This window comes from Micromonospora sp. NPDC048909 (assembly GCF_040649635.1).
In the GTDB taxonomy this organism is placed as follows: Bacteria; Actinomycetota; Actinomycetes; order Mycobacteriales; family Micromonosporaceae; genus Micromonospora.
This window is the reverse complement of the sequence record NZ_JBEZFU010000003.1, coordinates 13,501-37,414: the sequence shown is the minus strand read 5'-3', so window position 1 is coordinate 37,414 and position 23,914 is coordinate 13,501. Positions and strand designations below refer to the sequence as shown.

Genomic DNA, 23,914 nt, shown 5'->3' with positions numbered 1-23,914 from the left:
CGGCTGGGCGCTGCCCGTGGACCACCTCACCCCACGTCCCACACCGGCTCGTCGGTCTCCACCACCTCGCCGTCCGAGCGGAACAGCACGAAGCGGTCGAAGGTGCGGGTGAACCAGCGGTCGTGGGTCACCGCGATCACCGTCCCCTCGAACGCGGTCAGGCCGGCCTCCAGGGCCTCGGCGCTGGCCAGGTCGAGGTTGTCGGTGGGCTCGTCGAGCAGCAGCAGGGTGGCTCCGGAGAGTTCCAGCAGCAGCACCAGGAACCGCGCCTGCTGGCCGCCGGAGAGGGTGCCGAACCGCTGGTCACCCTGCCCGGCCAGCTCGTACCGGCTGAGCGCCGCCATGGCCCCGTGCCGGTCCATGCCGGCCCGGTGGTCGTCGCCCCGCCAGAGCACCTCGACCAGGGTCTTCGCCATCAGCTCGGGGCGGTCGTGGGTCTGCGAGAAGTGCCCGGGGCGCACCCGGGCGCCGAGCCGGACCATCCCGTCGTGGGCCACCGGCGCCAGCACCGGCCCGCTGTCGACCGGGCCGTTCGCGGGATCCGGGTCGGTGCCACCGCGGGCCAACAGCCGCAGGAAGTGCGACTTGCCGGTGCCGTTCGCGCCGAGCACGGCGACGCGGTCGCCGTACCAGATCTCCAGGTCGAAGGGGTAGGTCAGGCCGTCGAGTTCCAGCTTCTCGCAGACGACCGCGCGCTTGCCGGTCCGCCCGCCGGTCAGCCGCATCCGGATGTCCTGGTCCTTCGGCGGTACGGGCGGCGGCCCGGCCTCCTCGAACTTGCGCAGCCGGGTCTGCGCCGCCTGGTAGCGCGACGCCAGCCCGTCGTTGTACGCGGCCTTCTGCTTGTACATCAGCATCAGCTCGCGCAGCTTCTGGTGCTCCTCGTCCCAGCGTCGGCGCAGCTCGTCCAGGCGGGCGTGCCGGGCCACCCGCGCCTCGTGCCAGCTGGCGAAGCCGCCCGGGTGCACCCACGCGCTGCCCCCCTCGACGGCGACCACCCGGTCGGCGGTACGGGCCAGCAGCTCCCGGTCGTGTGAGACGTAGAGCACCGACTTCGCCGACTCCGCCAGCCGCCCCTCCAGCCACCGCTTGCCGGGGACGTCGAGGAAGTTGTCCGGCTCGTCGAGGAGCAGCACCTCGTCGGGGCCGCGAAGCAGCAGCTCGAGCGCGAAGCGCTTCTGCTGCCCACCGGAGAGGGTCCGCACCGGGCGCTCCCGGGCGGTCTCCCAGGGCAGGTCGAGCACGATGGTGGTGACGGTGTCGAAGAGCACCTCGGCGTCGTAGCCGCCGGCCTCGCCCCAGGCGGCGAGCGCGTCCGCGTACGCCAGCTGCGCCTTGCCGGCGGCGGTGCCGTACTTGCCGTACGCCTCGGCCGCCCGCATGGCCGCCTCGGTGTCGGCGAGCCGGCGGCCGGCCTCGCGCAGCACCGGCGGGGCGAGGGAGAGCGCCAGGTCGGCGAGCGTGGACTCGTCCCCGATCATGCCGATGAACTGCCGCATGACGCCGAGCCCACCGGCCCGGGCGACGGCGCCGGCCTTCACCGGCAGGTCGCCGGAGACCATCCGGAGCAGGGTTGTCTTGCCCGCGCCGTTCGGCCCGACCAGCGCCACCTTCGCGCCCTCGCCGACCCGGAACGACACGTCAGCGAAGAGCTCCCGGCCGTCGGGGAGGATGTGCCCTACCGCTGCCACGTCCACGTATCCCACGCGGGGATCCTGCCTCAGCCCGGTGGGGGCGGTACATCCAATTACCGGGTGACCCGTAGCACCCGGTAGCCCTTCTGGCTGGCCTGCCGCTCCACCTGCCAGCCCTGCTCGACCAGCCAGCGGTGCAGCGAGTCGCCGCCGAGGTGGCGGGCGACCACCAGCCAGGCGACCCCGTCGTCGGCGAGCCGGGGCAGCCAGCGCAGCAGCAGCTCGTGCAGCTCGTCCTTGCCGATCCGGATCGGCGGGTTCGACCAGAGCTGGGCGAACCGGAGCTCCGCCGGCACCTCGTCGGGGGCGCGCACCCGGACCCGGTCCGCGGCGCCGATCCGCTCCGCGTTGGCGGCGGTCAGTTCGCGGGCCCGCTCGTTGACGTCGACCGCCCAGACGGTGGCCGCGGGCGCGGTGGTGGCGAGCACGCAGCTGATCGGCCCGAAGCCGCAGCCGAGGTCGAGCAGGTCGCCGGCGGTGTCGGGGCTGGGCAGCTCGGCCTTGCGCAGCAGCACGGCGGTGCCCGGGTCGAGCCGGACCGCGGAGAAGACCCCGCTGGCCGAGGCGAGCGTGTAGTCGCGGTCGGCGACGGTGAACTCGACCTCGCGGGTGCGGGCGGCGGTCGTGGGTTCAGCGGTGAAGTAGTGGTCGCCGGTCACGCGGCAATTCTCGCACCGGCCGGGTGGTCGACCCGCAATGGCCCGGCCCGCCGGCGGCGCGACCGCGGTGAGCATGCTTCACCACGATCCGAGACACAATTTCCCATTATTACCACCTAAAGGGACAATCAATCCTACTCTGGGCGACATGGTGTATCGGTACGAGTCCGATGAGGACGATTTCGTGGAGTACCCGGAGCCCGGGTCCGACCTGTCCCCGCTCGGCGCCGGTCCGCCTCCGCCGGCCGGGCCCTCCCCGTCCCGCTTCCCCACCCCGTCGCTGCCCCGGGCTAACCGGCTCGCGCTGCCCGCGTCCGAACCGGCGCCGGTCCGCCACGAGCCGCCGGTGGCACCGCCCCGCCCGGAGGTCTACACCGCACCTCCGCCGGTCGAGCCGCCGGCCCCCGAGCGGGCCCGCAGCGGCGGGGGCGGCGGCCGACTCTGGCAGGTCCTGATCGGCGGCGCAGCCGTTCTCGTGCTGCTCGCGCTCTGCGGGCTCGGCGCCGCCGCCCTGCTCGTCGACCGCTCCCCGGAGCCGCAGAACACCCCGAGCCAGCAGGCCGGGGCCAACCCCTCGCCGGAGCCCGCGCAGCACCACCTCGACTCCCGGGACACCGACCAGGCGCCGCTGACCGCCAAGGAGGTCTTCGCCGGCAAGGAGCTGGTGGTCACCGACGGCGAGCCGGCCTACCCGGTGCTCAAGACGCACTCCAGCGGTAGCTGCGCGGTCGCGGCCACCGACGAGGTGGCCGACCTGCTGGTCCGGCTCGGCTGCAGCCAGGTCGTCCGGGCCACGCTCCGCTCGCCCGGCGGCGAGTACCTGGTGACCACCGGGCTGTTCAACCTGACCGACCGGGCCAGCGCGGAGCGGGCGCGGGACCGGATCCGGGAGCTGCTCGACGAGCGACAGGGCCGCTTCCGTGGCATGGCGGTCGACGACGACACCAAGGCCCTCACCACCGCCCCGGCCCGGGTCGGCTGGCAGGTCCGCGGTCACTACCTGGCGTACGCCCTGGTGGCCCGCGCCGACGGCGAGACGATCCGGTCCGGCGACACCGCCGTCCGCGAGATCCTCTTCGACATGATCGAGCTGCACCTCAACCGGGGCGTGTTGGAGCGTCGCGCCGACGGCGGCACCGCGAGCCAACCCACCGCAGGCCCCTCCGGCAGCACCGGCGGTCCCTCCGGCAGCACGGGCGGTCCCTCCGGCAGCACGGGCGGCCCCTCGGACAGCACCGGCGGCCAGGAGGGCACGGACGAGCTGCCCGGCGACTGAGCCGGCGGGCGAGAAGGCGGGTGAGACGTCAGCGGGTGCGCCGGCCCTCGGGTCCCGCACCCGCTGCTCGTCCTGCCGGGCGGGTTGTCAGGACTCGGCCGAGACCCGCAGCCGGCGGGTGAGGTCGGCCCGGCGGGCGTACTCGGCGGGGTCGTCCGGGTAGCCGACCGCCACCAGGGTCAGCCCGTGCGCCGGCGCGACGGTCACCTCGCTGGACCGCTCCCGCCGGTCGAGCAGGCCGGCCGGCCAGTCGACCGGTCGGCGGCCGTCCCCGGCGACCAGCATGGCGCCGACCAGGCTGCGCACCATCGCCTGGCAGAACGCGTCCGCCTGCACGGTGGCGACCAGCACGCCGTCCGGCCCGCGCCGCCAGTCGAGCCGGGTCACCTCGCGCAGCGTGGTCGCGTTCTCCTTGCGCCGGCAGTAAGCGGCGAAGTCGTGCTCCCCCACCAGGCCGGCCGCCGCGGCGTTCAGCGCGTCGACGTCGAGTCGTTTCGGCCAGGCCAGGATCTCGTGCCGGCGCAACGGCTCGGCGCCGTACGGGGCATCGGTCACCCGGTACTCGTAGCGGCGGAAGGTGGCCGAGAACCGGGCGTCGAACTCGGCGGGCACCTCGGTCATCGCCCGGACCCGCATGTCGGTGGGGAGCAGCCGGGCCAGCCGGCGCAGCAGCGTCCCCTCCCGCTCCCGCCAGACCGCGCCGGGCAGGTCGAGGTGGCACACCTGCCCGGTCGCGTGCACCCCGGCGTCGGTGCGGCCGGCCACGGTCAGGCCGGTCGCCGTGCCGGCGCCGAGCACGAGGTCGAGCGTCTCGACGAGCACGCCGGCGACCGTACGCCGGGTCGGCTGCGCGGCCCAGCCGGAGAATGCCGTCCCGTCGTACGCCACGTCCAGTCGCAACCGGATCCGCTCGTCCACGTCGTGTCTCCCGTTCACGGCGTCGGGCCCGGCACCCCAGGAAGGGATGCCGGGCCCGACGATGCTGCCTGCGATCAGGCCTTGTTCTCGGTGCCCTCGGCGGCCTCGTCGCTGTCCTCGCGGGCGGCGGCGGTGTCACCGGACGCCGAGACCGGCGCCTCGGAGTCCTGGTCGGCCGGGGCCGACGACGGGGTCTCCTCGGCCGGGGCGAGCGCCTCGACCTTGTCCTGCTGGGCGGCCTTGCGGGCGGCGGTCTTCTTGTTCGCCTTCGGCTCGGCGACCTGAAGCTCTTCCACCAGCTCGATGACGGCCATCGGCGCGTTGTCACCCTTGCGCGGACCGGTCTTCACGATCCGGGTGTAACCACCGTTGCGGGTGGCGTACCGGGGCGCGATCTGGTCGAACAGGGCGTAGACCACGTCCTTGTCCTTGACGACGCCCAGCACCCGCCGACGGGACGCGAGGTCGCCGCGCTTGGCCTTGGTGATGAGCTGCTCGGCCAGCGGACGCAGCCGCCGGGCCTTCGTCTCGGTGGTCTTGATCTTGCCGTGCTGGAACAGCGCAGTGGCCAGGTTGGCCAGCATGAGCCGCTCGTGCGCGGGGCTGCCGCCGAGGCGGGGGCCCTTGGTGGGCGTGGGCATGCTTGGTGCTCCTCAGATGTGGCGGCAGCGCGGACTAGAGCTGCTCGGTCTCGCGGTAGTCGTCGGTGTCGTAGTCCGCCTCGCCGAAGGCGTCCACGACGTGCGCCGGGTCGAAGTTCGGAGCCGAGTCCTTCAGCCCGAGACCCATCCCGGCGAGCTTCATCTTGACCTCGTCGATCGACTTCTGGCCGAAGTTCCGAATGTCGAGAAGGTCGGCCTCCGTACGCCCGATGAGCTCACCAACGGTGTTGATGCCCTCGCGCTTGAGGCAGTTGTAGGAGCGGACGGTGAGGTCCAGCTCCTCGATCGGCAGGGCCAGATCCGCCGCCAGCTGGGCGTCCTGCGGGGACGGCCCGATGTCGATGCCCTCGGCGGTCTCGTCCAGCTCCCGGGCGAGCCCGAACAGCTCCACGAGCGTCGAGCCGGCGGAGGCCAGCGCGGTACGCGGGCCCATCGACGGCTTGGTCTCGACGTCGATGATCAGCCGGTCGAAGTCGGTGCGCTGCTCGACCCGGGTCGCCTCGACCCGGTAGGTCACCTTCAGCACCGGCGAGTAGATCGAGTCGACCGGGATCCGGCCGATCTCGGCGCCGGCCTGCTTGTTCTGCGCCGCCGTCACGTAGCCGCGACCCCGCTCGACGGTCAGCTCCATGTCGAGCCGGCCCTTGCCGTTCAGGGTGGCGAGCTTCAGGTCCGGGTTGTGCACCGAGACGCCGGCCGGCGGCTGGATGTCACCGGCGGTCACGTCGCCCGGGCCCTGCTTGCGCAGGTACATGCTGACCGGCTCGTCGTGCTCGGAGCTGACGCAGAGCTCCTTGATGTTCATGACGAGCTCGACCACGTCCTCCTTGACACCGGGGATCGTGGTGAACTCGTGCAGCACACCGTCGATCTTGATCGAGGTGACCGCGGCACCCGGGATCGACGACAGCAGCGTACGCCGCAGCGAGTTGCCCAGGGTGTAGCCGAAGCCGGGCTCCAGCGGCTCGATGGTGAACCGGGAGCGGGTCTCGTTGATCGACTCTTCGGAGAGAGACGGTCGCTGGCTGATGAGCATTTCTTCTCTTCTCTTCCGGGACGCCCGCTATTTGACGCCCACGACACAAACTGTTCCGGTGGCCCGCCCGGCGAGGGGCGGGCCACCGCAACGAGCTCTTACTTGGAGTAGAGCTCGACGATCAGCTGCTCCTGGACCTGCGTGTCGATGACCTGCCGGGCCGGGAGCGAGTGCACCAGGATCTTCATCTGGCTGGGGATGGCCTCGAGCCAGGCCGGGACCGCCCGCGAGCCCGCCTGGGCCTGCGCGACGATGAACGGGGTCAGCTCCTTGCTCTTCCCCCGCACCTCGATGATGTCGTGCTCCTTGACGCGGTACGACGGGATGTCGACCTTCTTGCCGTTCACCGTGAAGTGGCCGTGCTTGACCAGCTGGCGGGCCATGTCGCGCGAGTGCGCGTAGCCGGCCCGGTAAACGACGTTGTCGAGCCGCGACTCGAGGATCTGCAGGAGGACCTCACCGGTCTTCGCCTGCTTGCCCACGGCCTCCTCGTAGTAACCGCGGAACTGCTTCTCCAGCACGCCGTAGACACGACGGGCCTTCTGCTTCTCGCGGAGCTGGAGCAGGTACTCCGTCTCCTTGGTGCGGCCGCGGCCGTGCTGCCCGGGCGGGAACGGCCGGGACTCGAACGGGCACTTCGGGCCATCGCACTTGCTGCCCTTGAGGAACAGCTTCATCTTCTCCCGCCGGCAACGGCGGCAGTCAGCACCGGTGTAACGAGCCATCTCTCTCTACCTCTCAGACCCGACGACGCTTCGGCGGACGGCATCCGTTGTGCGGCTGCGGGGTGACGTCGGCGATCTGGCCGACCTCCAGCCCGACGGCCTGCAGCGAACGGATCGCGGTCTCCCGGCCGGAGCCGGGGCCCTTGACGAACACGTCGACCTTGCGCATGCCGTGCTCCATGGCCCGACGCGCGGCGGCCTCGGCGGCCAGCTGCGCGGCGAACGGAGTCGACTTGCGGGAGCCCTTGAAGCCCACCTGGCCGGCGGAGGCCCAGGAGATGACCGCACCGGTCGGGTCCGTGATGGACACGATGGTGTTGTTGAAGGTGCTCTTGATGTGCGCCTGCCCGTGGGCGACGTTCTTGCGTTCCTTGCGCCGGACCTTCTTGACGGCGGCTCCGGCACGAGCCTTCGGTGGCATAAGTCTGTGCGCTCCTAGTTACTTCTTGCCGGGCTTCTTCTTGCCGGCGACGGTCCGCTTCGGGCCCTTGCGGGTCCGCGCGTTGGTCTTGGTCCGCTGGCCACGAACGGGCAGGCCCCGGCGGTGCCGGATACCCGCGTAGCAGCCGATCTCGACCTTGCGGCGGATGTCAGCGGCGACCTCGCGGCGCAGGTCGCCTTCAACCTTGTAGTTGCCCTCGATGTGATTGCGGAGCTGGACCAGCTCTTCGTCAGTGAGGTCCCGGGCGCGCTTGTCCGGCGAGATGCCGGTGGCAGCGAGCGTCTCCAGGGCGCGGGTACGACCGACGCCGAAGATGTAGGTGAGCGCGATCTCCATCCGCTTTTCGCGGGGGAGGTCGACGCCGACTAGACGTGCCATGTGCGGGCGTGCTCCTCGTGATGTTGTGGCGGAGGTCTGCACCCGTCCCACCCCGCTCACGGCCTCCTCCTGCCTCCGGCGCGGTGCGCGCCGGCGACCGGGAGTCGGTCGCTGCCCGAGCGGGCCCCGGCCTCCGACCGGGGGTCAGCCACGAAGGAGTACGCGTGGTGCGTACCGCTCGCGGCTGGGACGAGCATGTGTTGTGTGTTCCGGATCTGCCGCCCGGGCCGTCCTCACCGATCGACGTGCCGACCGGCCGAGGGGCTCAGCCCTGGCGCTGCTTGTGGCGCGGGTCGCTGCAGATGACCATGACCCGGCCGTGCCGGCGGATCACCCGGCACTTGTTGCAGATCCTCTTGACGCTCGGCTTGACCTTCACGGTTGCCTTACTTCCCATCAGGCCCGGTGACGCGCCACGCGCGATCTCGGACGTCGAAGACGGACACGGGACGCCCCGGCCGTCGTCAGGACTACTTGTAGCGGTAGACGATGCGCCCGCGGGTCAGGTCGTACGGCGAGAGTTCGACGACGACCCGGTCCTCCGGCAGGATGCGGATGTAGTGCTGCCGCATCTTGCCGCTGATGTGAGCCAGCACCTTGTGGCCGTTCGCGAGCTCCACCCGGAACATGGCGTTCGGCAGGGGCTCGATGACCCGACCCTCGATCTCAATGGCTCCGTCTTTTTTCGGCATGTCCTCCGCTGTCCTGACGTCGGTTGCTCCGGACGGCTCACAACGTCTTACACGGGTCACCGACCGTCAAGATCAGGTAGCCCGCGCCAGCCGCGGCTCCAGCCCCATCGAAGCGCAGGATGGGCATGCCGGAGTGGACGCTGTGCGCCGATCTGAAAGTGTACGCCCGACGCCGCGCCGCCGCCAAACCGGCCACCGGCGGATTCGTCAAATCGGGCAAAAGTCGGCAATCACCCGACCGGGTCGGGCTCCCCCGGGTTCCTGTCCTGCTCCGGGCGCGCCCGGCTCGTGTGCTGCCACCCGTCGGGGCCGGCCGCGTCGATCTCCCGCCGCCGCGTCCGCTTCGCCCGCTTCCGCCGGCGCCGGCGCTCCCGCTCGGACGCCCACCGCTGCGGCTCTCCCCCGGCGAGCCCGGTGAAGGTACGCACCAGCAACACGGCGCCCCACGGCCCGGCCACCCAGCCCGGCCAGAAGTAGAGCAGTTCCCGGGCGAACAGGGAGGAGACCGCCCAGACAGCCACCACGATCGGGACCACCTGGAGGTACGGCATCCAGACCTCGGCCAGCCAACGGGCGGTGGGTGGCCGGACGGTGGGCGGCTCGACCGGCGCCGCCGCGGCGGGCGGTGACTGCACCAGCTGGGACGCCTCCGGCGGCGCGACCGACGGCAGATCCGTCAGCAGCGCGTCCAGCTCCGCGTACGTGCGGGCGGCGTAGGCCTGCCGCAACCGCTCGTCGTACTCGTGCAGATCCAACCGGCCCTCGTTGAGCGCGACCCGCAGCCGCTCGGCCACCGCCTCGCGGTCGGCGTCGCCCGCCCGCATCTCCCCGCGCCCCTCCATGGGGGCAAGCATGCCACCACCCCACCACCCACCGCCGTCCCCGCCGCCCCCCACCCAGCGCCGACCCCCACCCGGCGCCCGGCCCGCGCCCGGCGCCGGTGATCAAGAGATCCGCGTCACGATCCAGCCTCCGGACGACGCACAGCTCTTGATCACGGCGTCGAACGAGCCGGACCGACCCCGGTGCGGGGTGCGGGATGGGGGTGGGGGTTGGGTCAGGAGGCTGGGGAGTCGGCGGTCTGGCGGGCCGTCACCAGGTCGCCCAGGCGGGCCCGGCCGCCGTCGGCGGCGGTCAGCACCCAGACGCCGTCCGGGAGCAGCGCCATGGTGTGTTCGACGTGCACGGCCATCGACCCGTCCCGGGTCACCACCGTCCAGCCGTCGGACAGCTCAACCGTGCGGGGCGAGCCCATCGTGATCATCGGCTCGATCGCCAGGGCCAGGCCCGGTACCAGGCGGGGGCCCTTGCCCGGCCGCCCGTGGTTGAGCACGTGCGGATCCTGGTGCATCTCGGTGCCGATGCCGTGCCCGCCGTAGCCGTCGACGATGCCGTAACGGCCGCCACGGCGGACCGCGTCCTCGACCGCGTGCGAGATGTCGGTGAGCCGGCCCCGCCCACTGGCCGCCCCGCGGGCGGCGGCGGCGATCCCCGCCCACATCGCGTCCTCGGCCACCGCGGCCATCTTCAACAGCCCCGGGTCGACCTCACCGACCGCGACCGTGATCGCCGCGTCGCCGTGCCAACCGTCGAGCACCGCGCCGCAGTCGATCGAGATCATGTCGCCGTCCCGGAGCACCTGCTCGGCGGCGGGGATCGCGTGCACCACCTGCGCGTTGACCGACGAGCAGATCGACGCCGGATAGCCGTGGTAGCCCTTGAACGAGGGGACGGCGCCCGCTTCGCGGATGGTCGACTCGGCGATGGCGTCCAGGTCGGCCGTGCTGACCCCCGGGGCCACCGCCTCGCGCATCCGACGCAGCGCGTCGGCGACCACCAGACCGGCGGCACGCATCTTCTCGATCTGGTCGGGGGTCTTCAGCTGGATGTCCAGCTGGGGACGACGCATGGAGCGGTTACCTTTCGTTGCCGAACAGCGGGGCACGTCGCGCGTACCCCGCTGTTCGCACTCTATCCGCCGGTGAGCCGGCGGGACCTCAGCCGCCGTACGAGTGCAGGGCGTCGATGGCCCGGACGGTGACGTCCTCCACCGGGCCGGTGGCGTCGATCCCGACCAGCTTGTTCTGGGCGCCGTAGTAGTCGACCAACGGCGCGGTCTTCTCGGCGTACTCGCGGAGCCGGGTGGCGATCGTCTCCGGCTTGTCGTCGTCGCGCTGGAACAGCTCCGCCCCGCACCGGTCGCAGATGCCCTCCCGGCTGGTGGCGTCGAACTCGACGTGCCAGATCTTGCCGCAGCCCCGGCAGGTACGCCGACCGGAGAGCCGCCGGATCACCTCGTCGTCGTCGACCACCAGCTCGAGCACGACGTCCAGCGCGGTGCCCAGGTCGGCGAGGAGCTTGTCCAGCGCGGCGGCCTGCGGCGTGGTCCGCGGGAAGCCGTCGAGCAGGAAGCCCTCGCTGGCGTCCGGCTCGGCGAGCCGGTCCCGGACCATGTTGATGGTGACCTCGTCCGGTACCAGCTCGCCTGCGTCCATGTAGCGCTTGGCCTCGACGCCGAGCGGGGTGCCCTGGGAGACGTTCGACCGGAAGATGTCACCGGTCGAGATCTTCGGGACCGCCAGGTGCGCCGCGATGAACTCGGCCTGCGTGCCCTTGCCCGCGCCCGGCGGGCCAACCAGAACGAGTCTCATCTACCGCAGGAACCCTTCGTAGTTCCGCTGCATCAACTGGCTCTCGATCTGCTTGACGGTCTCCAGACCGACGCCGACCATGATCAGCACAGCGGTGCCGCCGAACGGGAAGTTCTGGTACTGCTGGTTGTCCAGCCAGATGAAGAAGAAGTTCGGCAGGATCGAGACGATGCCCAGGTAGAGCGCGCCCGGCAGGGTGATGCGGCTGAGGATGAAGTCCAGGTAGTCGGCCGTCGGCTTGCCGGGGCGGATGCCCGGCACGAACCCGCCGTACTTCTTCATGTTGTCCGCGACCTCGGTCGGGTTGAACGTGATCGAGACGTAGAAGTACGTGAAGAAGATGATCAGCAGGAAGTAGACCGAGATGTAGATCGGGCTGTCCGGCGCGACCAGGTTGTTCTGGATCCAGGCCTGGGTCTTGCCCGGGTTGGTCTGGTCGAAGAACTGCAGCGCCAGCTGGGGCAGGTAGAGCAGCGACGAGCCGAAGATGACCGGGATGACGCCGGCCTGGTTGACCTTCAGCGGGATGTAGGTCGAGGTACCGCCGTACATCCGCCGGCCGATCATCCGCTTGGCGTACTGGACCGGGATCCGGCGCTGCGCCTGCTCGATGAAGGTGACCGCGGTGATGACCACCAGAACCAGGGCGATGACCAGGAAGAACTTCCACCAGCCCTGGGTGTTCTTGATCTGCCAGCCCTCGCCGGGCAGCCGGGCCGCGATCGAGGTGAAGATCAGCACCGACATGCCGTTGCCGACGCCCCGGTCGGTGATCAGCTCGCCGAGCCACATGACCACACCGGTACCGGCGGTCATCGTCATGACCAGGATGGTCAGCGTCAGCCAGTCCGGGATGCCGGTGCCCTCAGGGATGATCGGGAACTGGTCGCAGCGGTTCTGGAAGAGCTGCCCGGAGCGGGCCAGCGCCACGAACGCCGAGGCCTGGAGGACACCGAGGCCGAGGGTCAGGTAGCGGGTGTACTGGGTGATCTTCGCCTGGCCGGACTGGCCCTCCTTGCGGAGCTGCTCGAGCCGCGGGATCACCACGGTCAGCAGCTGCAGGATGATCGACGCGGTGATGTAGGGCATGATGCCCAGCGCGAAGACCGAGAGCTGGAGCAGAGCCCCGCCGGAGAACAGGTTGAGCAGGTTCAGCACACCGGTGGTGTCGCCCTGGAGCGTGTCGAGGCACTTCTGCACGTTGCCGTACGAAACACCCGGGCTGGGAAGCGTCGCGCCCAGTCGGTAGACCGCGATGATGCCGACTGTGAACAGCAGCTTCTTGCGCAGGTCAGGCGTACGGAACGCACTGAGAAAGGCGGACAGCAACTTCTTCCTCCTGCGCGAGGCGGGCCGCCGGTTGTCCCTGGCGGATCGGGGTGGGTGCCGGGCGAGTGCCCGATATCCATGGCTGGGAAGGGACTCTAACAGTCCGATCCCCGTCCGGGCAGATGTGCCCGGCTACATAAACCGCTTCCGATGTTACCGGGCGCATACGTCCCAGGTAGACCATGGCGCCCGCCAGTTGAGACCAACTGGACGGGCGCCATGGGTCGTTCGCCTTACAGCTCGGTGACGGAACCACCGGCGGCGGTGATCTTCTCCTTGGCCGACGCGCTGAACGCGTGCGCCGACACCTGGAGCGTCACTCCACCGAGGTCCCCGGTGCCGAGAACCTTCACCGGCTGGCCCTTGCGGACCGCGCCGGACTCGACCAGCTCCAGCGGGCCAACCTGGCCGCCGTTCGGGAAGAGCTCGGCGAGCCGGTCCAGGTTGACAACCTGGAACGTCACCTTGAACTTGTTCTTGAAGCCCTTCAGCTTCGGCAGCCGCATGTGGATGGGCATCTGCCCACCCTCGAACGCCGCCGAGATGTTCTTCCGGGCCTTGGAACCCTTGGTACCGCGACCGGCGGTCTTGCCCTTGGAGCCCTCACCGCGACCCACGCGGGTCTTCGCGGTCTTGGACCCCGGCGCCGGGCGCAGGTGGTGGACCTTGATCGTCATTACTCGACCTCCTCGACCTTCACGAGGTGGTTCACAGTGAAGATCATGCCGCGGATCTCGGGCCGGTCCTCCTTGACCACCACGTCGTTGATCCGCTTGAGACCGAGCGAACGCAGCGAGTCACGCTGGTTCTGCTTGGTCCCGATCTCGGACCGGAGCTGGGTGACCTTCAGGCGAGCCATCAGGAAGCCACCCCCGCCCGCGACGCCAGCATGGCGGCCGGCGCGACGTCCTCCACCGGCAGGCCACGGCGCGCGGCGACGGCCTCGGGGGACTCGAGCCCCTTCAGCGCCGCCACGGTGGCGTGCACGATGTTGATCGGGTTCGACGATCCAAGGCTCTTGGAGAGCACGTCGTGGATGCCCGCGCACTCCAGCACGGCACGCACCGGCCCACCGGCGATGACGCCCGTACCGGCCGAAGCCGGCTTGAGCAGCACGACGCCGGCGGCGTCCTCGCCCTGCACCGGGTGCGGGATCGACTGGCCGATCCGCGGCACCTTGAAGAAGTGCTTCTTGGCCTCCTCGACGCCCTTGGCGATCGCCGCGGGCACCTCCTTGGCCTTTCCGTAGCCCACGCCGACCGTGCCGTCGCCGTCGCCCACGATCACCAGGGCGGTGAAGCTGAAGCGACGACCACCCTTCACGACCTTGGCGACGCGGTTGATCGCGACGACCCGCTCGAGGTGCGGGGTCTTCTCGACGGGCGCGTTTCCGCGGCCGCCCTCACGGCGGTTGTCGCGGCGACCACCCTCGTTGCCACCGGACCCGCCGCCACGGCGCTGTTGACCTGGCATCAGCAGCCTTCCTTCTCTCTCGTGACGGGGTTGTTAGAACTCGAGCCCGGCTTCGCGGGCGGCATCGGCAAGCGCGGCGACCCGCCCCGCGTACCGGTTGCCACCGCGGTCGAAGACGACCTTGGAGACACCGGCGGCCTTGGCCCGCTCGGCGAGCAGGGCGCCCACCTTGCCGGCAAGGGCGCTCTTGTCGCCCTCGGCGCCGCGCAGCGACGCGTCCAGGGTCGACGCCGACGCCAGGGTGTGACCCTTGGTGTCGTCGACGATCTGGGCGACCATGTGCCGCAGCGAACGGGTGACGACCAGGCGCGGACGCTCGGCCGTACCACTGACGTTCTTGCGGACCCGGAAGTGCCGACGCGCCCGCCCGACGGCGCGCTTGGCGGCGACGCCGCGGCGGCGCTTGAGCAGCGTGGCGGTCACTTCTTACCTGCCTTTCCAGCCTTGCGGCGGATGACCTCGCCCTGGTACTTCACGCCCTTGCCCTTGTAGGGCTCCGGCGGGCGGATCTTCCGGATGTTGGCGGCGACCTCACCGACCTGCTGCTTGTCGATGCCAGCAACGTGGAACAGGGTCGGCCGCTCCACCGTGAAGGTGATGCCGTCCGGCGCGGGCACCAGCACCGGGTGCGAGAAGCCGAGCGCGAACTCGAGGTCCTTGCCCTTGGCGGTGACCCGGTAACCAGTACCGGCGATCTCCAGGCTCTTGCGGTAGCCCTCGGTGACGCCGACGATCATGTTGGCGACCAGGGTACGGCTGAGACCGTGCAGTTCCTTGGCCTTGCGCTCGTCGTTCGGGCGGTTGACGGTCAGCTGACCGTCCTCGCTCCGCTCGACGGTGATCGGCTCGGCCACGGTGTGCGAGAGCTCGCCCTTCGGGCCCTTGACCTTGACGGTCTGCCCGTCGATCGTGATGTCGACGCCGGCTGGTACCGGGATCGACTTACGTCCAATACGCGACATTTCTACCTGTCTCCCGTTACCAGACGAAGGCGAGGACTTCCCCGCCAACGCTCCGCTTGCGGGCCTGCCGGTCGGTGAGCAGCCCCTGGGACGTCGAAATGATCGCCACGCCCAGCCCACCGAGCACCCGGGGGAGCCCGTCCGACTTGGCGTACACCCGGAGACCGGGCTTGGACACGCGCTTGATGCCGGCCAGGCTCCGCTCGCGGTTCTGGCCGTACTTCAGCTCGACGACCAGTCGCTTGCCGACGGCACCCTCTTCGGGCTCCTCGACCAACCAGGTGGCGATGTAGCCCTCGGCCTTCAGGACCTCGGCGATGTTCGCCTTGATCTTGGAGTAGGGCATCGTCACCCGGTCGTGATACGCCTGGTTGGCGTTACGCAGACGCGTGAGCATGTCTGCGATCGGGTCGGTCATCGTCATGGATTTCGTCAACCTTTCTCGCCGGGGTTCCCGCGTTCGCCCGCAGGCCTACGGCGAAGAGACAGTGCAGCTGACGCGCGGAGCGCGCCGGGCTATTACCAGGAAGCCTTGGACACGCCGGGCAGCTCACCGCGGTGGGCCATCTCCCGGATGCACACCCGGCAGAGACCGAACTTGCGGTAGACCGCCTTCGGACGCCCGCACCGCTGGCAGCGGGTGTACGCGCGAACCGAGAACTTCGGCTTCGCGGCCGCCTTGATGATCAGCGCCTTCTTGGCCATCTCAGTTCTCCTTGAACGGGAAGCCCAGGAGCTTGAGCAGCGCCCGGCCCTCGTCGTCGGTCGTGGCGGTGGTGACCACCGTGATGTCCATGCCCCGCTGGCGATCGATCTTGTCCTGGTCGATCTCGTGGAACACCGACTGCTCGGTCAGACCGAACGTGTAGTTGCCGTGCCCGTCGAGCTTGCGCCCGTCCAGACCGCGGAAGTCACGGATACGCGGCAGCGCGATGGAGAGCAGCCGGTCCAGGAACTCCCACATCCGGTCGCCGCGGAGGGTGACCTTCGCGCCGATCGGCATGCCCTCGCGGAGCTTGAACTGCGCGATGGACTTGGTCGCCCGCCGCACCTGCGGCTTCTGGCCGGTGATCGTGGCCAGGTCGCGGACGGCGCCGTCGATCAGCTTGGCGTCACGGGCGGCCTCGCCGACACCCATGTTGACGACGATCTTCACCAGCCGCGGCACCTGCATCGGGTTGGCGTAGTCGTGCTGCTCGCGCAGCTTGGCCACGATCTCGTTGCGGTACCGCTCCTTGAGGCGCGGCATGGTCGTGGTTTCGGTAGCCGTGGTCATCACAGGTCCTTACCGGTGCTACGCGCGACACGAACCTTCTGGCCGTTCTCGTCGATCCGGTACCCGACGCGGGTCGGGTTGCCGTCGGAGTCCACGACCTGCACGTTCGAGACGTGGATCGGAGCCTCCTGGGTGACGATGCCACCGGTCTTGGCGCCACGCTGAGTGGTGCTGATGCGGGTGTGCTTCTTGACCCGGTTCACGCCCTCGACCAGGACCTTGTCCTGCCGCGGGTAGGCCGCGATGACCTTGCCCTTGGCACCCTTGTCCTTGCCGGCGATGACGACGACCGTGTCGCCCTTCTTGACCTTCACGGTCACAACACCTCCGGCGCGAGGGAAATGATCTTCATGAACCGCTTGTCCCGCAGCTCCCGCCCGACCGGGCCGAAGATACGAGTACCACGCGGGTCCCCGCCGTCCTTGATGATGACGGCGGCGTTCTCGTCGAAGCGGATGTACGAGCCGTCCGGCCGCCGCTTCTCCTTGGCGGTGCGAACGACGACGGCCTTGACGACGTCGCCCTTCTTCACACCGGCACCGGGGATCGCGTCCTTGACGGTGGCCACGATGACGTCGCCGATGCTCGCGTAGCGCCGACCGGAGCCACCGAGAACCCGGATGCACAGGATCTCCCGGGCACCCGTGTTGTCGGCGACGCGCAGTCGCGACTCCTGCTGAATCACGTCTATCTCCTATGTCTGCCGGTTCTCCGGCCGCCGTAGCGGCCGGAGCCTGGCGGAACCCGCGCCCGACGCGACGCCGGGCGAGCTCGAGCCTTCGCTACTTGGCCTTTTCCAGGATCTCCACGACCCGCCAACGCTTGGTGGCGGAGAGCGGCCGGGTCTCCATGATCAGGACCCGGTCGCCGGTGCCGGCGCTGTTCTGCTCGTCGTGCACCTTGAGCTTGCTGGTCCGGCGCATGATCTTGCCGTACAGCGCGTGCTTGACCCGGTCCTCGACCTCGACGACGACGGTCTTGTCCATCTTGTCGCTGACCACCAGGCCCTCACGGACCTTGCGGCGCGAACGCGCGGCGGCGGTGGTGTTCTCGGTCATGATGCAGTCACCTCAGTCGGCGCGGCAGAGAGCCCCAGCTCGCGCTCACGCATGATCGTGTAGATCCGGGCGATCTCCCGACGGATGACCTGCAGCCGCCGGTTGTTGTCCAGCTGCCCGGTTGCGGCCTGCACGCGGAGGTTGAACAGCTCCGCCTTGGCCTCCCGCAGCTTCGTGACCAGCTCCTCCTCGGAGAGCTCACGCAGCTCGGTCGCCTTAACGCCCGCTGCCATCAGGATTCACCCACTTCGCGCGTAACAATGCGGCACTTCATCGGGAGCTTGTGGATCGCGCGACGCATCGCCTCTCGCGCGATCTGCTCGTTCGGGAAGGACATCTCGAAGAGAACCCGCCCCGGCTTCACGTTCGCGACCCACCACTCGGGCGAGCCCTTACCGGAACCCATCCGGGTCTCGGCGGGCTTCTTGGTGAGGGCCTGGTCCGGGAAGATCGTGATCCAGACCTTGCCGCCACGCTTGATGTGACGGGTCATCGCGATACGCGCCGACTCGATCTGGCGGTTGGTCACGTACGCCGGCTCGAGAGCCTGGATCCCGAACTCGCCGAACACCACCCGGTTACCACCCTTGGACGCGCCGTGGCGGTCCGGGTGGTGCGGCTTGCGGAAGCCCTTCGGGGGCTTGCGCGGCATCAGCATCTGTCAGCCCTCCTGCTGCGTTTCTGCCGGAGCGGAAGCCGTGGCGGCGACAGCAGCGCTGTCGACCGGCTCGCCGCTCGGCGTCTCGGCCTGCTGCGCGATGGTGGTCGCGGCAGCCCGGCCGGCCTCGGTGCCACCAGCCGTCGTGCCGGACGAACCCGACCGGCCACGGCGCGGACGCTCGGGACGGTCGCCACGCTCACCACGACGCGGGCGCGACGGACCGGCCTCGGCCGGAGCCTCCCGGCCCGGAACCGCATCGCCCTTGTAGATCCAGACCTTCACGCCGATCCGGCCGAAGGTGGTACGGGCCTCGAAGAAGCCGTACTCGATGTTGGCCCGCAGCGTGTGCAGCGGAACCCGGCCCTCGCGGTAGAACTCGGTCCGGCTCATCTCGGCGCCGCCGAGGCGACCCGAGACCTGAACCCGGATGCCCTTGCAGGCCGGGTTCTTCATCGCCGACTGCATCGCCTTGCGCATCGCCCGACGGAAGCTGACCCGGCTGGACAGCTGCTCGGCCACGCCCTGGGCGACCAGCTGCGCGTCCGACTCGGGGTTCTTCACCTCGATGATGTTCAGCTGCACCTGCTTGCCGGTGAGCTTCTCCAGCTCGCCGCGGATCCGGTCGGCCTCCGCACCCTTACGGCCGATGACGATGCCCGGCCGGGCGGTGTGGATGTCGACCCGGACCCGGTCGCGGGTGCGCTCGATGTCGACCTTGGAAATGCCGGCGCGCTCGAGGCCCTTGGACATCATCCGGCGGATCTTGACATCCTCGCCGATGTAGTCCTTGTAGAGCTTGTCCGCGAACCAGCGGGACTTCCAGTCGGTCGAGATGCCGAGCCGGAACCCAGTGGGGTGAACCTTCTGACCCATTACTCGGCGTCCTCCGTCTTGCTCTCCGTCTCGGCCGGTGCGGCCTGCGTCGCCGGGGCGGCCTTCTTCGCCGCGGCCTTCCTCGGCGCTGCCGGCGCGACCGCCTCGACCGCCACGGTGATGTGGCAGGTGCGCTTGCGGATCCGGTAGGCCCGGCCCTGCGCCCGCGGCTGGAACCGCTTCATGGTCGGGCCCTCGTCCACGAACGCCTCGCTGACGAGCAGCGCGTCGGGGTCCAGCCGCTCGTTGTTCTCCGCGTTGGCGATCGCGCTCGCGAGCACCTTGTACACCTGCTCGCTCGCAGCCTGCGGCGCGAACTGCAGCACCGTGAGCGCCTCCTTCGCGGGCAGGCCGCGGACGAGGTTGACCACCCGGCGCGCCTTCATCGGCGAGATGCGCACGTGCCGCGCAACCGCCCGCGCGCCCGGAAGCACCGGAGCGTCGCCCTTTCCTGGCATCGCTGTAACCCCTTGATCCTCTATCCGTATGCCCGCGGCGTCAGCGCCGACGGCTCTTCCGGTCGTCCTTTTCGTGACCCTTGAACGTCCGGGTCAGCGCGAACTCGCCGAGCTTGTGCCCGACCATGGCCTCGGTCACGAACACCGGGACGTGCTTGCGCCCGTCGTGCACGGCGATCGTGTGCCCGAGCATCTCAGGGATGATCGTCGAGCGCCGCGACCAGGTCTTGATGACGTTCTTGGTGCCCTTGTCGTTCTGCGTCTCCACCTTCTTGATCAGGTGGTCGTCGACGAACGGGCCCTTCTTCAGGCTGCGAGGCATGTCTTATCTCCCTCAGCCGCGCTTACGCGTGGCGTAGCGGCGGCGGACGATCAGCCGGTCACTCGGCTGGCCCTTACGACGGGTGCGGCCCTCGGGCTTACCCTGCGGGTTGACCGGGTGGCGACCGCCGGAGGTCTTACCCTCACCACCACCGTGCGGGTGGTCGACCGGGTTCATGGCGACACCACGGACGGTCGGGCGCTTGCCCTTCCACCGCATCCGGCCGGCCTTACCCCAGTTGATGTTCGACTGGTCGGCGTTGCCGATCTCGCCGATGCTGGCCCGGCAGCGCACGTCGACCCGCCGGATCTCACCGGACGGCATACGCAGGGTCGCGTACGCGCCCTCGCGGCCGAGCAGCTGGATGCCGACGCCGGCCGAGCGGGCCAGCTTGGCGCCGCCGCCCGGACGCAGCTCCACGTTGTGGATGGTGGTACCGACCGGGATGTTGCGCAGCGGCAGGTTGTTACCCGGCTTGATGTCCGCGCTCGGGCCCGACTCGACGGCGTCGCCCTGCTTCAGGTCCTTCGGCGCGATGATGTACCGCTTCTCGCCGTCGGCGTAGTGCAGCAGCGCGATCCGCGCGGTGCGGTTCGGGTCGTACTCGATGTGCGCGACCTTCGCCGGCACGCCGTCCTTGTCGACCCGCTTGAAGTCGATCAGACGGTACTGCCGCTTGTGGCCGCCACCGTGGTGGCGCGTGGTGATCCGGCCGTGGGCGTTGCGTCCGCCCTTCTTCGGCAGCGGAGCCAGCAGCGACTTCTCGGGCGTCGACCGGGTGATCTCGGCGAAGTCGGCAACGCTCGAGCCACGCCGGCCCGGCGTCGTCGGCTTGTACTTACGGATAGCCATTGTCTACACCCCTCAGCTGACCGGGCCGCCGAAGGCCTCGATACGGTCACCGTCAGCCAGCTTCACGATCGCCCGCTTGGTCGCCTTGCGCTGACCGAAGCCGGTCTTGGTGCGCTTGCGCTTACCCTGGCGGTTGAGCGTGTTGACCGTCAGGACGCGGACGTTGAAGATCTGCTGGATAGCGATCTTGATCTCGGTCTTGTTCGCGTCCGGGTGCACCAGGAAGGTGTACCAGTTCCGGTTCAGCTCGCTGTAGCTCTTCTCCGAGACGACCGGCGCCACGATGATGTCGCGCGGGTCGGCGATCGTGCTCACTTGCCACCCTCCTCGGTGGTCTCGGCGGGCACGCCCAGGAACTCGTCCAGGGCGTCCTTGGTGAAGACCACGTCGTCGGCCACCAGCACGTCGTACGTGTTGAGCTGGCCGGACTCGATCAGGTGCACCCGCGGCTCGTTGCGCAGCGACACCCAGTTCAGCTCGTCGGTGCTGCTCAGCACGACCAGGACCCGACGGGCCTCGGTGAGCTTGGCCAGCGTGGCCAGGGCCGCCTTGGTCGACGGCTTCTCGCCCGAGACGAACGCCTCGACGACGTGCACCTGCCCGGCGCGGGCCCGGTCGGAGAGGGCGCCACGCAGCGCGGCAGCCTTCATCTTCTTCGGGGTCCGCTGGCTGTAGTCGCGCGGCACGGGACCGTGCACCACGCCACCGCCGGCGAACTGCGGCGCGCGGATCGAGCCCTGCCGGGCGCGACCGGTGCCCTTCTGCTTGTACGGCTTCTTGCCGCCGCCGGCGACCTCGCCGCGGGTCTTGGTCTTGTGCGTGCCCTGTCGGGCCGCCGCGAGCTGGGCCACCACGACCTGGTGCATCAGCGCAACGTTGGCCTGCGCGTCGAAGATGTCGCCCGGCAGCTCGACGGAGCCGCTCTTGGTGCCTTCGACGGTGAGGACGTCAACGGTGGTCACTTGGCCACACCGCCCTTCTTCGCCTTGGTCTTGGCCGCCGTGCGGACCAGAACCACCGCGCCCTTGGGGCCGGGGATGGCGCCACGGACGAGCAGGAGGTTGTTCTCGGTGTCGACCGCCTGGACGGTCAGGTTCTGGACGGTGTAGCGCACGCCACCCATCCGGCCCGCCATCCGGGTGCCCTTGAAGACGCGACCCGGGGTGGCGCAGGCGCCGATCGAGCCGGGCGAGCGGTGCTTGCGCTCGACACCGTGGCTGGCGCGCAGACCGTGGAAGCCGTGCCGCTTCATCGGGCCGGCGTAACCCTTGCCCTTGGTGCGACCGGTCACGTCGATCGAGACGCCCGCCGGGAACTCCTCGACCGTGACCTCCTGGCCGAGCGAGTAGTCGGCGGCGTCGCTGGTGCGCAGCTCCACGATGTGCCGGCGCGGCGCGACGTCCGCCTTGGCGTAGTGCCCGCTGATCGGCTTCTTCACCTTGCGCGGGTCGATCGTGCCGTACGCCAGCTGGACCGCGGAGTAACCGTCCTTGTTGGCGTCACGAATCTGGCTGATGACGCACGGGCCGGCCTCCACCACGGTCACGGGCACAACGCGGTTGTTGTCCCAGACCTGGGTCATGCCGAGCTTTGCGCCCAGGATCCCCTTAACTTGCCTGTCCATTTGTCCGGTCCCTACAGCTTGATCTCGATGTCGACGCCAGCCGGCAGGTCGAGGCGCATGAGCGAGTCGACCGTCTTGGGGGTCGGGTCGATGATGTCGATCAGCCGCTTGTGCGTACGCATCTCGAAGTGCTCGCGCGAGTCCTTGTACTTGTGCGGCGAGCGGATGACGCAGAAACGGTTGATCTCCGTGGGCAGCGGCACCGGGCCAGCGACCTGCGCCCCGGTACGCGTCACCGTCTCGACGATCTTCCGAGCCGAGGAGTCGACGACCTCGTGGTCATAGGCCTTGAGCCGGATGCGGATCTTCTGTCCCGCCATGGTGGCTTCTGTTCCTTCTCTCGATGCCGCTGTGTTGCGGGCGCCTGTGCCGGCTGGCACAGGCCCACTTCGCCGACCCCCGCGGTCGGGCGTGTCGCGCCCTCGGGCCAGGCTCCGCCCCGAGCTCCGGAGCGGTCCGACCACGCGGTGGGTCAAGGCGTCGATCGCGCTACCGCGACCTGAACGCCGTGCGAGGGTGGTTGGCAGCGAGGCTGCCAACCACCCCACGCTCGACTGTCCTGCCGCCCGGAGGTTCGACGTAGCCGAACACGGGCAACGAACTGCCGTTACGCAACCTGACTAGTATGCCGCACGACCGGCGGCGGGTCTAATCGGGGTTACCTAGCTCACTTGATGATCTTGGTGACGAACCCGGCGCCGACGGTGCGGCCACCCTCGCGGATCGCGAACTTGAGGTTCTCCTCCATGGCGATGGGCTGGATCAGCTTCACCGTCATGGTGGTGTTGTCACCCGGCATGACCATCTCGGTGCCCTCGGGGAGCGTGACGACACCGGTGACGTCCGTGGTCCGGAAGTAGAACTGCGGACGGTAGTTCTGGAAGAACGGGGTGTGCCGGCCGCCCTCCTCCTTGGAGAGGATGTAGACGGTCGCCTCGAACTCCGTGTGCGGGGTCGTGGTGCCCGGCTTGACGACCACCATGCCGCGCTCGACGTCCTCGCGCTTGATGCCACGCAGCAGCAGACCGACGTTCTCGCCCGCGCGGGCCTCGTCGAGCAGCTTGCGGAACATCTCGATGCCGGTGCAGACCGTCTTCTGCGACTTCTCGCGGATACCGACGATCTCCACCTCCTCGTTCGGCTTGAGGATGCCGCGCTCCGCGCGACCGGTGACGACCGTGCCACGACCGGTGATCGTGAAGACGTCCTCGATCGGCATCAGGAACGGCTTCTCGGTCTCGCGCTCCGGCTGCGGGATCGCGGTGTCGACCGCGGTCATCAGGTCCATGAGCTTGCCGGTCCACTCGGGGTCACCCTCGAGGGCCTTCAGCGCCGAGACCCGGACGACCGGCAGGTCGTCACCCGGGTACTCCTGCGAGGAGAGCAGCTCGCGGACCTCGAGCTCGACGAGCTCCAGGAGCTCCTCGTCGTCGACCATGTCGCTCTTGTTGAGCGCCACGACGATGTACGGCACACCGACCTGACGGGCCAGCAGCACGTGCTCGCGGGTCTGCGGCATCGGGCCGTCGGTCGCCGCCACCACCAGGATCGCGCCGTCCATCTGCGCGGCACCGGTGATCATGTTCTTGATGTAGTCAGCGTGACCGGGGCAGTCAACGTGCGCGTAGTGCCGCGCCTCGGTCTGGTACTCGACGTGCGCGATCGAGATCGTGATGCCGCGGGCCTTCTCCTCCGGCGCCTTGTCGATCTCGTCGAACGGCGTGTACGGGTTCAGGTCCGGGAACTGGTCGTGCAGGACCTTGGTGATGGCCGCCGTCAGCGTCGTCTTACCGTGGTCGATGTGACCAATGGTGCCGATGTTGACGTGCGGCTTAGTCCGCTCGAACTTCGCCTTCGCCACTGGTGTCCTCCTGTGGACTTCTTGGTTCGTAC

Annotated in this window: 37 protein-coding genes; 1 reads left to right on the top strand and 36 read right to left on the bottom strand. The window is 69.5% G+C overall.

Annotated elements, in window-relative coordinates; translation table 11 throughout:
- Positions 1-26: 26 nt before the first annotated feature.
- Both AB0C04_RS09515 and AB0C04_RS09510 read right to left on the bottom strand, forming a co-directional pair.
- A complete protein-coding gene (locus AB0C04_RS09515) occupies positions 27-1,706 on the bottom strand; it encodes an ATP-binding cassette domain-containing protein (RefSeq protein WP_357050865.1) in 1,680 nt (559 codons plus the stop codon).
- Positions 1,707-1,747: 41 nt separating this feature from the next.
- Entirely contained in the window at positions 1,748-2,353 is a 606-nt protein-coding gene (locus AB0C04_RS09510) for a methyltransferase (RefSeq protein ID WP_357050862.1), read from the bottom strand.
- A gap of 148 nt (positions 2,354-2,501) precedes the next feature.
- On the opposite strand from AB0C04_RS09510, the gene AB0C04_RS09505 reads away from it, so the two are divergent.
- Positions 2,502-3,629 (top strand): hypothetical protein, encoded by a 1,128-nt coding sequence (locus AB0C04_RS09505; protein WP_357050858.1) that lies wholly within the window; start codon positions 2,502-2,504, stop codon positions 3,627-3,629.
- Positions 3,630-3,716: 87 nt separating this feature from the next.
- Here AB0C04_RS09505 and truA read toward each other — a convergent pair whose 3' ends face one another.
- From truA to tuf, 34 genes are all read right to left on the bottom strand, one after another.
- Positions 3,717-4,547, bottom strand: a complete 831-nt coding sequence (gene truA, locus AB0C04_RS09500; protein ID WP_357050855.1) for a tRNA pseudouridine(38-40) synthase TruA — start codon at positions 4,545-4,547, stop codon at positions 3,717-3,719.
- Between the two features lie 74 nt (positions 4,548-4,621).
- On the bottom strand, positions 4,622-5,188 hold the full coding sequence (rplQ, locus tag AB0C04_RS09495) for a 50S ribosomal protein L17 (RefSeq protein ID WP_350871228.1): 567 nt from the start codon (positions 5,186-5,188) through the stop codon (positions 4,622-4,624).
- Between the two features lie 34 nt (positions 5,189-5,222).
- Complete coding sequence (locus tag AB0C04_RS09490; RefSeq protein ID WP_120684293.1) at positions 5,223-6,245, bottom strand: DNA-directed RNA polymerase subunit alpha; 1,023 nt, start codon at positions 6,243-6,245, stop codon at positions 5,223-5,225.
- A gap of 98 nt (positions 6,246-6,343) precedes the next feature.
- On the bottom strand, positions 6,344-6,970 hold the full coding sequence (gene rpsD / locus AB0C04_RS09485; RefSeq protein WP_089018952.1) for a 30S ribosomal protein S4: 627 nt from the start codon (positions 6,968-6,970) through the stop codon (positions 6,344-6,346).
- A gap of 13 nt (positions 6,971-6,983) precedes the next feature.
- Entirely contained in the window at positions 6,984-7,391 is a 408-nt protein-coding gene (gene rpsK, locus AB0C04_RS09480) for a 30S ribosomal protein S11 (RefSeq protein ID WP_030329919.1), read from the bottom strand.
- A gap of 18 nt (positions 7,392-7,409) precedes the next feature.
- Positions 7,410-7,790 (bottom strand): 30S ribosomal protein S13, encoded by a 381-nt coding sequence (rpsM, locus tag AB0C04_RS09475; RefSeq protein WP_130340099.1) that lies wholly within the window; start codon positions 7,788-7,790, stop codon positions 7,410-7,412.
- A 265-nt stretch (positions 7,791-8,055) separates the two neighbouring features.
- The gene (rpmJ, locus tag AB0C04_RS09470) at positions 8,056-8,169 is read right to left on the bottom strand and encodes a 50S ribosomal protein L36 (RefSeq protein ID WP_043965539.1); all 114 of its coding nucleotides are present in this window, start codon (positions 8,167-8,169) and stop codon (positions 8,056-8,058) included.
- A gap of 91 nt (positions 8,170-8,260) precedes the next feature.
- Positions 8,261-8,482: a translation initiation factor IF-1 gene (gene infA, locus AB0C04_RS09465; protein WP_007073013.1), complete on the bottom strand. Its 222-nt coding sequence runs from the start codon at positions 8,480-8,482 to the stop codon at positions 8,261-8,263.
- Positions 8,483-8,712: 230 nt separating this feature from the next.
- The gene (locus AB0C04_RS09460; protein WP_357052180.1) at positions 8,713-9,306 is read right to left on the bottom strand and encodes a DUF1707 domain-containing protein; all 594 of its coding nucleotides are present in this window, start codon (positions 9,304-9,306) and stop codon (positions 8,713-8,715) included.
- Between the two features lie 233 nt (positions 9,307-9,539).
- Positions 9,540-10,391 (bottom strand): type I methionyl aminopeptidase, encoded by an 852-nt coding sequence (gene map / locus AB0C04_RS09455; protein WP_357050850.1) that lies wholly within the window; start codon positions 10,389-10,391, stop codon positions 9,540-9,542.
- 88 nt (positions 10,392-10,479) lie between these two features.
- Positions 10,480-11,133 (bottom strand): adenylate kinase, encoded by a 654-nt coding sequence (locus AB0C04_RS09450; protein ID WP_350871223.1) that lies wholly within the window; start codon positions 11,131-11,133, stop codon positions 10,480-10,482.
- Positions 11,134-12,462, bottom strand: a complete 1,329-nt coding sequence (gene secY / locus AB0C04_RS09445) for a preprotein translocase subunit SecY (RefSeq protein WP_350871221.1) — start codon at positions 12,460-12,462, stop codon at positions 11,134-11,136.
- A 233-nt stretch (positions 12,463-12,695) separates the two neighbouring features.
- Positions 12,696-13,139: a 50S ribosomal protein L15 gene (gene rplO / locus AB0C04_RS09440; RefSeq protein ID WP_350871219.1), complete on the bottom strand. Its 444-nt coding sequence runs from the start codon at positions 13,137-13,139 to the stop codon at positions 12,696-12,698.
- Entirely contained in the window at positions 13,139-13,321 is a 183-nt protein-coding gene (rpmD, locus tag AB0C04_RS09435; RefSeq protein WP_350871217.1) for a 50S ribosomal protein L30, read from the bottom strand. The genes rplO and rpmD overlap by 1 nt, the downstream gene beginning before the upstream one ends.
- On the bottom strand, positions 13,321-13,935 hold the full coding sequence (gene rpsE, locus AB0C04_RS09430) for a 30S ribosomal protein S5 (protein ID WP_091102580.1): 615 nt from the start codon (positions 13,933-13,935) through the stop codon (positions 13,321-13,323). Before rpsE ends, rpmD begins: the two co-directional genes overlap by 1 nt.
- A gap of 33 nt (positions 13,936-13,968) precedes the next feature.
- On the bottom strand, positions 13,969-14,346 hold the full coding sequence (gene rplR, locus AB0C04_RS09425) for a 50S ribosomal protein L18 (RefSeq protein ID WP_231393072.1): 378 nt from the start codon (positions 14,344-14,346) through the stop codon (positions 13,969-13,971).
- 8 nt (positions 14,347-14,354) lie between these two features.
- A complete protein-coding gene (rplF, locus tag AB0C04_RS09420) occupies positions 14,355-14,897 on the bottom strand; it encodes a 50S ribosomal protein L6 (RefSeq protein WP_350871215.1) in 543 nt (180 codons plus the stop codon).
- 16 nt (positions 14,898-14,913) lie between these two features.
- The gene (gene rpsH / locus AB0C04_RS09415; RefSeq protein ID WP_067301438.1) at positions 14,914-15,321 is read right to left on the bottom strand and encodes a 30S ribosomal protein S8; all 408 of its coding nucleotides are present in this window, start codon (positions 15,319-15,321) and stop codon (positions 14,914-14,916) included.
- Between the two features lie 95 nt (positions 15,322-15,416).
- The gene (locus AB0C04_RS09410) at positions 15,417-15,602 is read right to left on the bottom strand and encodes a type Z 30S ribosomal protein S14 (protein WP_007465272.1); all 186 of its coding nucleotides are present in this window, start codon (positions 15,600-15,602) and stop codon (positions 15,417-15,419) included.
- Between the two features lies 1 nt (position 15,603).
- On the bottom strand, positions 15,604-16,173 hold the full coding sequence (gene rplE / locus AB0C04_RS09405) for a 50S ribosomal protein L5 (RefSeq protein ID WP_350871213.1): 570 nt from the start codon (positions 16,171-16,173) through the stop codon (positions 15,604-15,606).
- The gene (gene rplX / locus AB0C04_RS09400; RefSeq protein ID WP_350871211.1) at positions 16,173-16,493 is read right to left on the bottom strand and encodes a 50S ribosomal protein L24; all 321 of its coding nucleotides are present in this window, start codon (positions 16,491-16,493) and stop codon (positions 16,173-16,175) included. Before rplX ends, rplE begins: the two co-directional genes overlap by 1 nt.
- Positions 16,490-16,858 carry a 50S ribosomal protein L14 gene (gene rplN, locus AB0C04_RS09395; RefSeq protein ID WP_007073026.1) on the bottom strand — a complete coding sequence of 123 codons (369 nt, stop codon included), beginning with the start codon at positions 16,856-16,858 and terminating at the stop codon, positions 16,490-16,492. The genes rplX and rplN overlap by 4 nt, the downstream gene beginning before the upstream one ends.
- A gap of 97 nt (positions 16,859-16,955) precedes the next feature.
- Positions 16,956-17,231 (bottom strand): 30S ribosomal protein S17, encoded by a 276-nt coding sequence (rpsQ, locus tag AB0C04_RS09390; protein WP_350871209.1) that lies wholly within the window; start codon positions 17,229-17,231, stop codon positions 16,956-16,958.
- Positions 17,228-17,464, bottom strand: a complete 237-nt coding sequence (rpmC, locus tag AB0C04_RS09385) for a 50S ribosomal protein L29 (RefSeq protein WP_007465283.1) — start codon at positions 17,462-17,464, stop codon at positions 17,228-17,230. Before rpmC ends, rpsQ begins: the two co-directional genes overlap by 4 nt.
- The gene (rplP, locus tag AB0C04_RS09380; protein ID WP_073834927.1) at positions 17,464-17,889 is read right to left on the bottom strand and encodes a 50S ribosomal protein L16; all 426 of its coding nucleotides are present in this window, start codon (positions 17,887-17,889) and stop codon (positions 17,464-17,466) included. Before rplP ends, rpmC begins: the two co-directional genes overlap by 1 nt.
- 3 nt (positions 17,890-17,892) lie before the next feature.
- The gene (rpsC, locus tag AB0C04_RS09375) at positions 17,893-18,765 is read right to left on the bottom strand and encodes a 30S ribosomal protein S3 (RefSeq protein WP_350871207.1); all 873 of its coding nucleotides are present in this window, start codon (positions 18,763-18,765) and stop codon (positions 17,893-17,895) included.
- The gene (gene rplV, locus AB0C04_RS09370) at positions 18,765-19,223 is read right to left on the bottom strand and encodes a 50S ribosomal protein L22 (protein ID WP_350871204.1); all 459 of its coding nucleotides are present in this window, start codon (positions 19,221-19,223) and stop codon (positions 18,765-18,767) included. Before rplV ends, rpsC begins: the two co-directional genes overlap by 1 nt.
- Positions 19,224-19,263: 40 nt before the next feature.
- A complete protein-coding gene (rpsS, locus tag AB0C04_RS09365; RefSeq protein WP_091125151.1) occupies positions 19,264-19,545 on the bottom strand; it encodes a 30S ribosomal protein S19 in 282 nt (93 codons plus the stop codon).
- 12 nt (positions 19,546-19,557) lie between these two features.
- Complete coding sequence (gene rplB / locus AB0C04_RS09360; protein WP_148793471.1) at positions 19,558-20,397, bottom strand: 50S ribosomal protein L2; 840 nt, start codon at positions 20,395-20,397, stop codon at positions 19,558-19,560.
- Between the two features lie 12 nt (positions 20,398-20,409).
- On the bottom strand, positions 20,410-20,712 hold the full coding sequence (gene rplW / locus AB0C04_RS09355; protein ID WP_007465304.1) for a 50S ribosomal protein L23: 303 nt from the start codon (positions 20,710-20,712) through the stop codon (positions 20,410-20,412).
- Positions 20,709-21,359, bottom strand: a complete 651-nt coding sequence (rplD, locus tag AB0C04_RS09350) for a 50S ribosomal protein L4 (protein ID WP_350871200.1) — start codon at positions 21,357-21,359, stop codon at positions 20,709-20,711. Before rplD ends, rplW begins: the two co-directional genes overlap by 4 nt.
- Positions 21,356-22,021: a 50S ribosomal protein L3 gene (rplC, locus tag AB0C04_RS09345; protein WP_350871197.1), complete on the bottom strand. Its 666-nt coding sequence runs from the start codon at positions 22,019-22,021 to the stop codon at positions 21,356-21,358. Before rplC ends, rplD begins: the two co-directional genes overlap by 4 nt.
- Before the next feature lie 11 nt (positions 22,022-22,032).
- Entirely contained in the window at positions 22,033-22,341 is a 309-nt protein-coding gene (gene rpsJ, locus AB0C04_RS09340) for a 30S ribosomal protein S10 (protein WP_007073037.1), read from the bottom strand.
- 347 nt (positions 22,342-22,688) lie between these two features.
- Entirely contained in the window at positions 22,689-23,882 is a 1,194-nt protein-coding gene (tuf, locus tag AB0C04_RS09335) for an elongation factor Tu (protein WP_357050837.1), read from the bottom strand.
- Between the last annotated feature and the right edge of the window lie 32 nt (positions 23,883-23,914).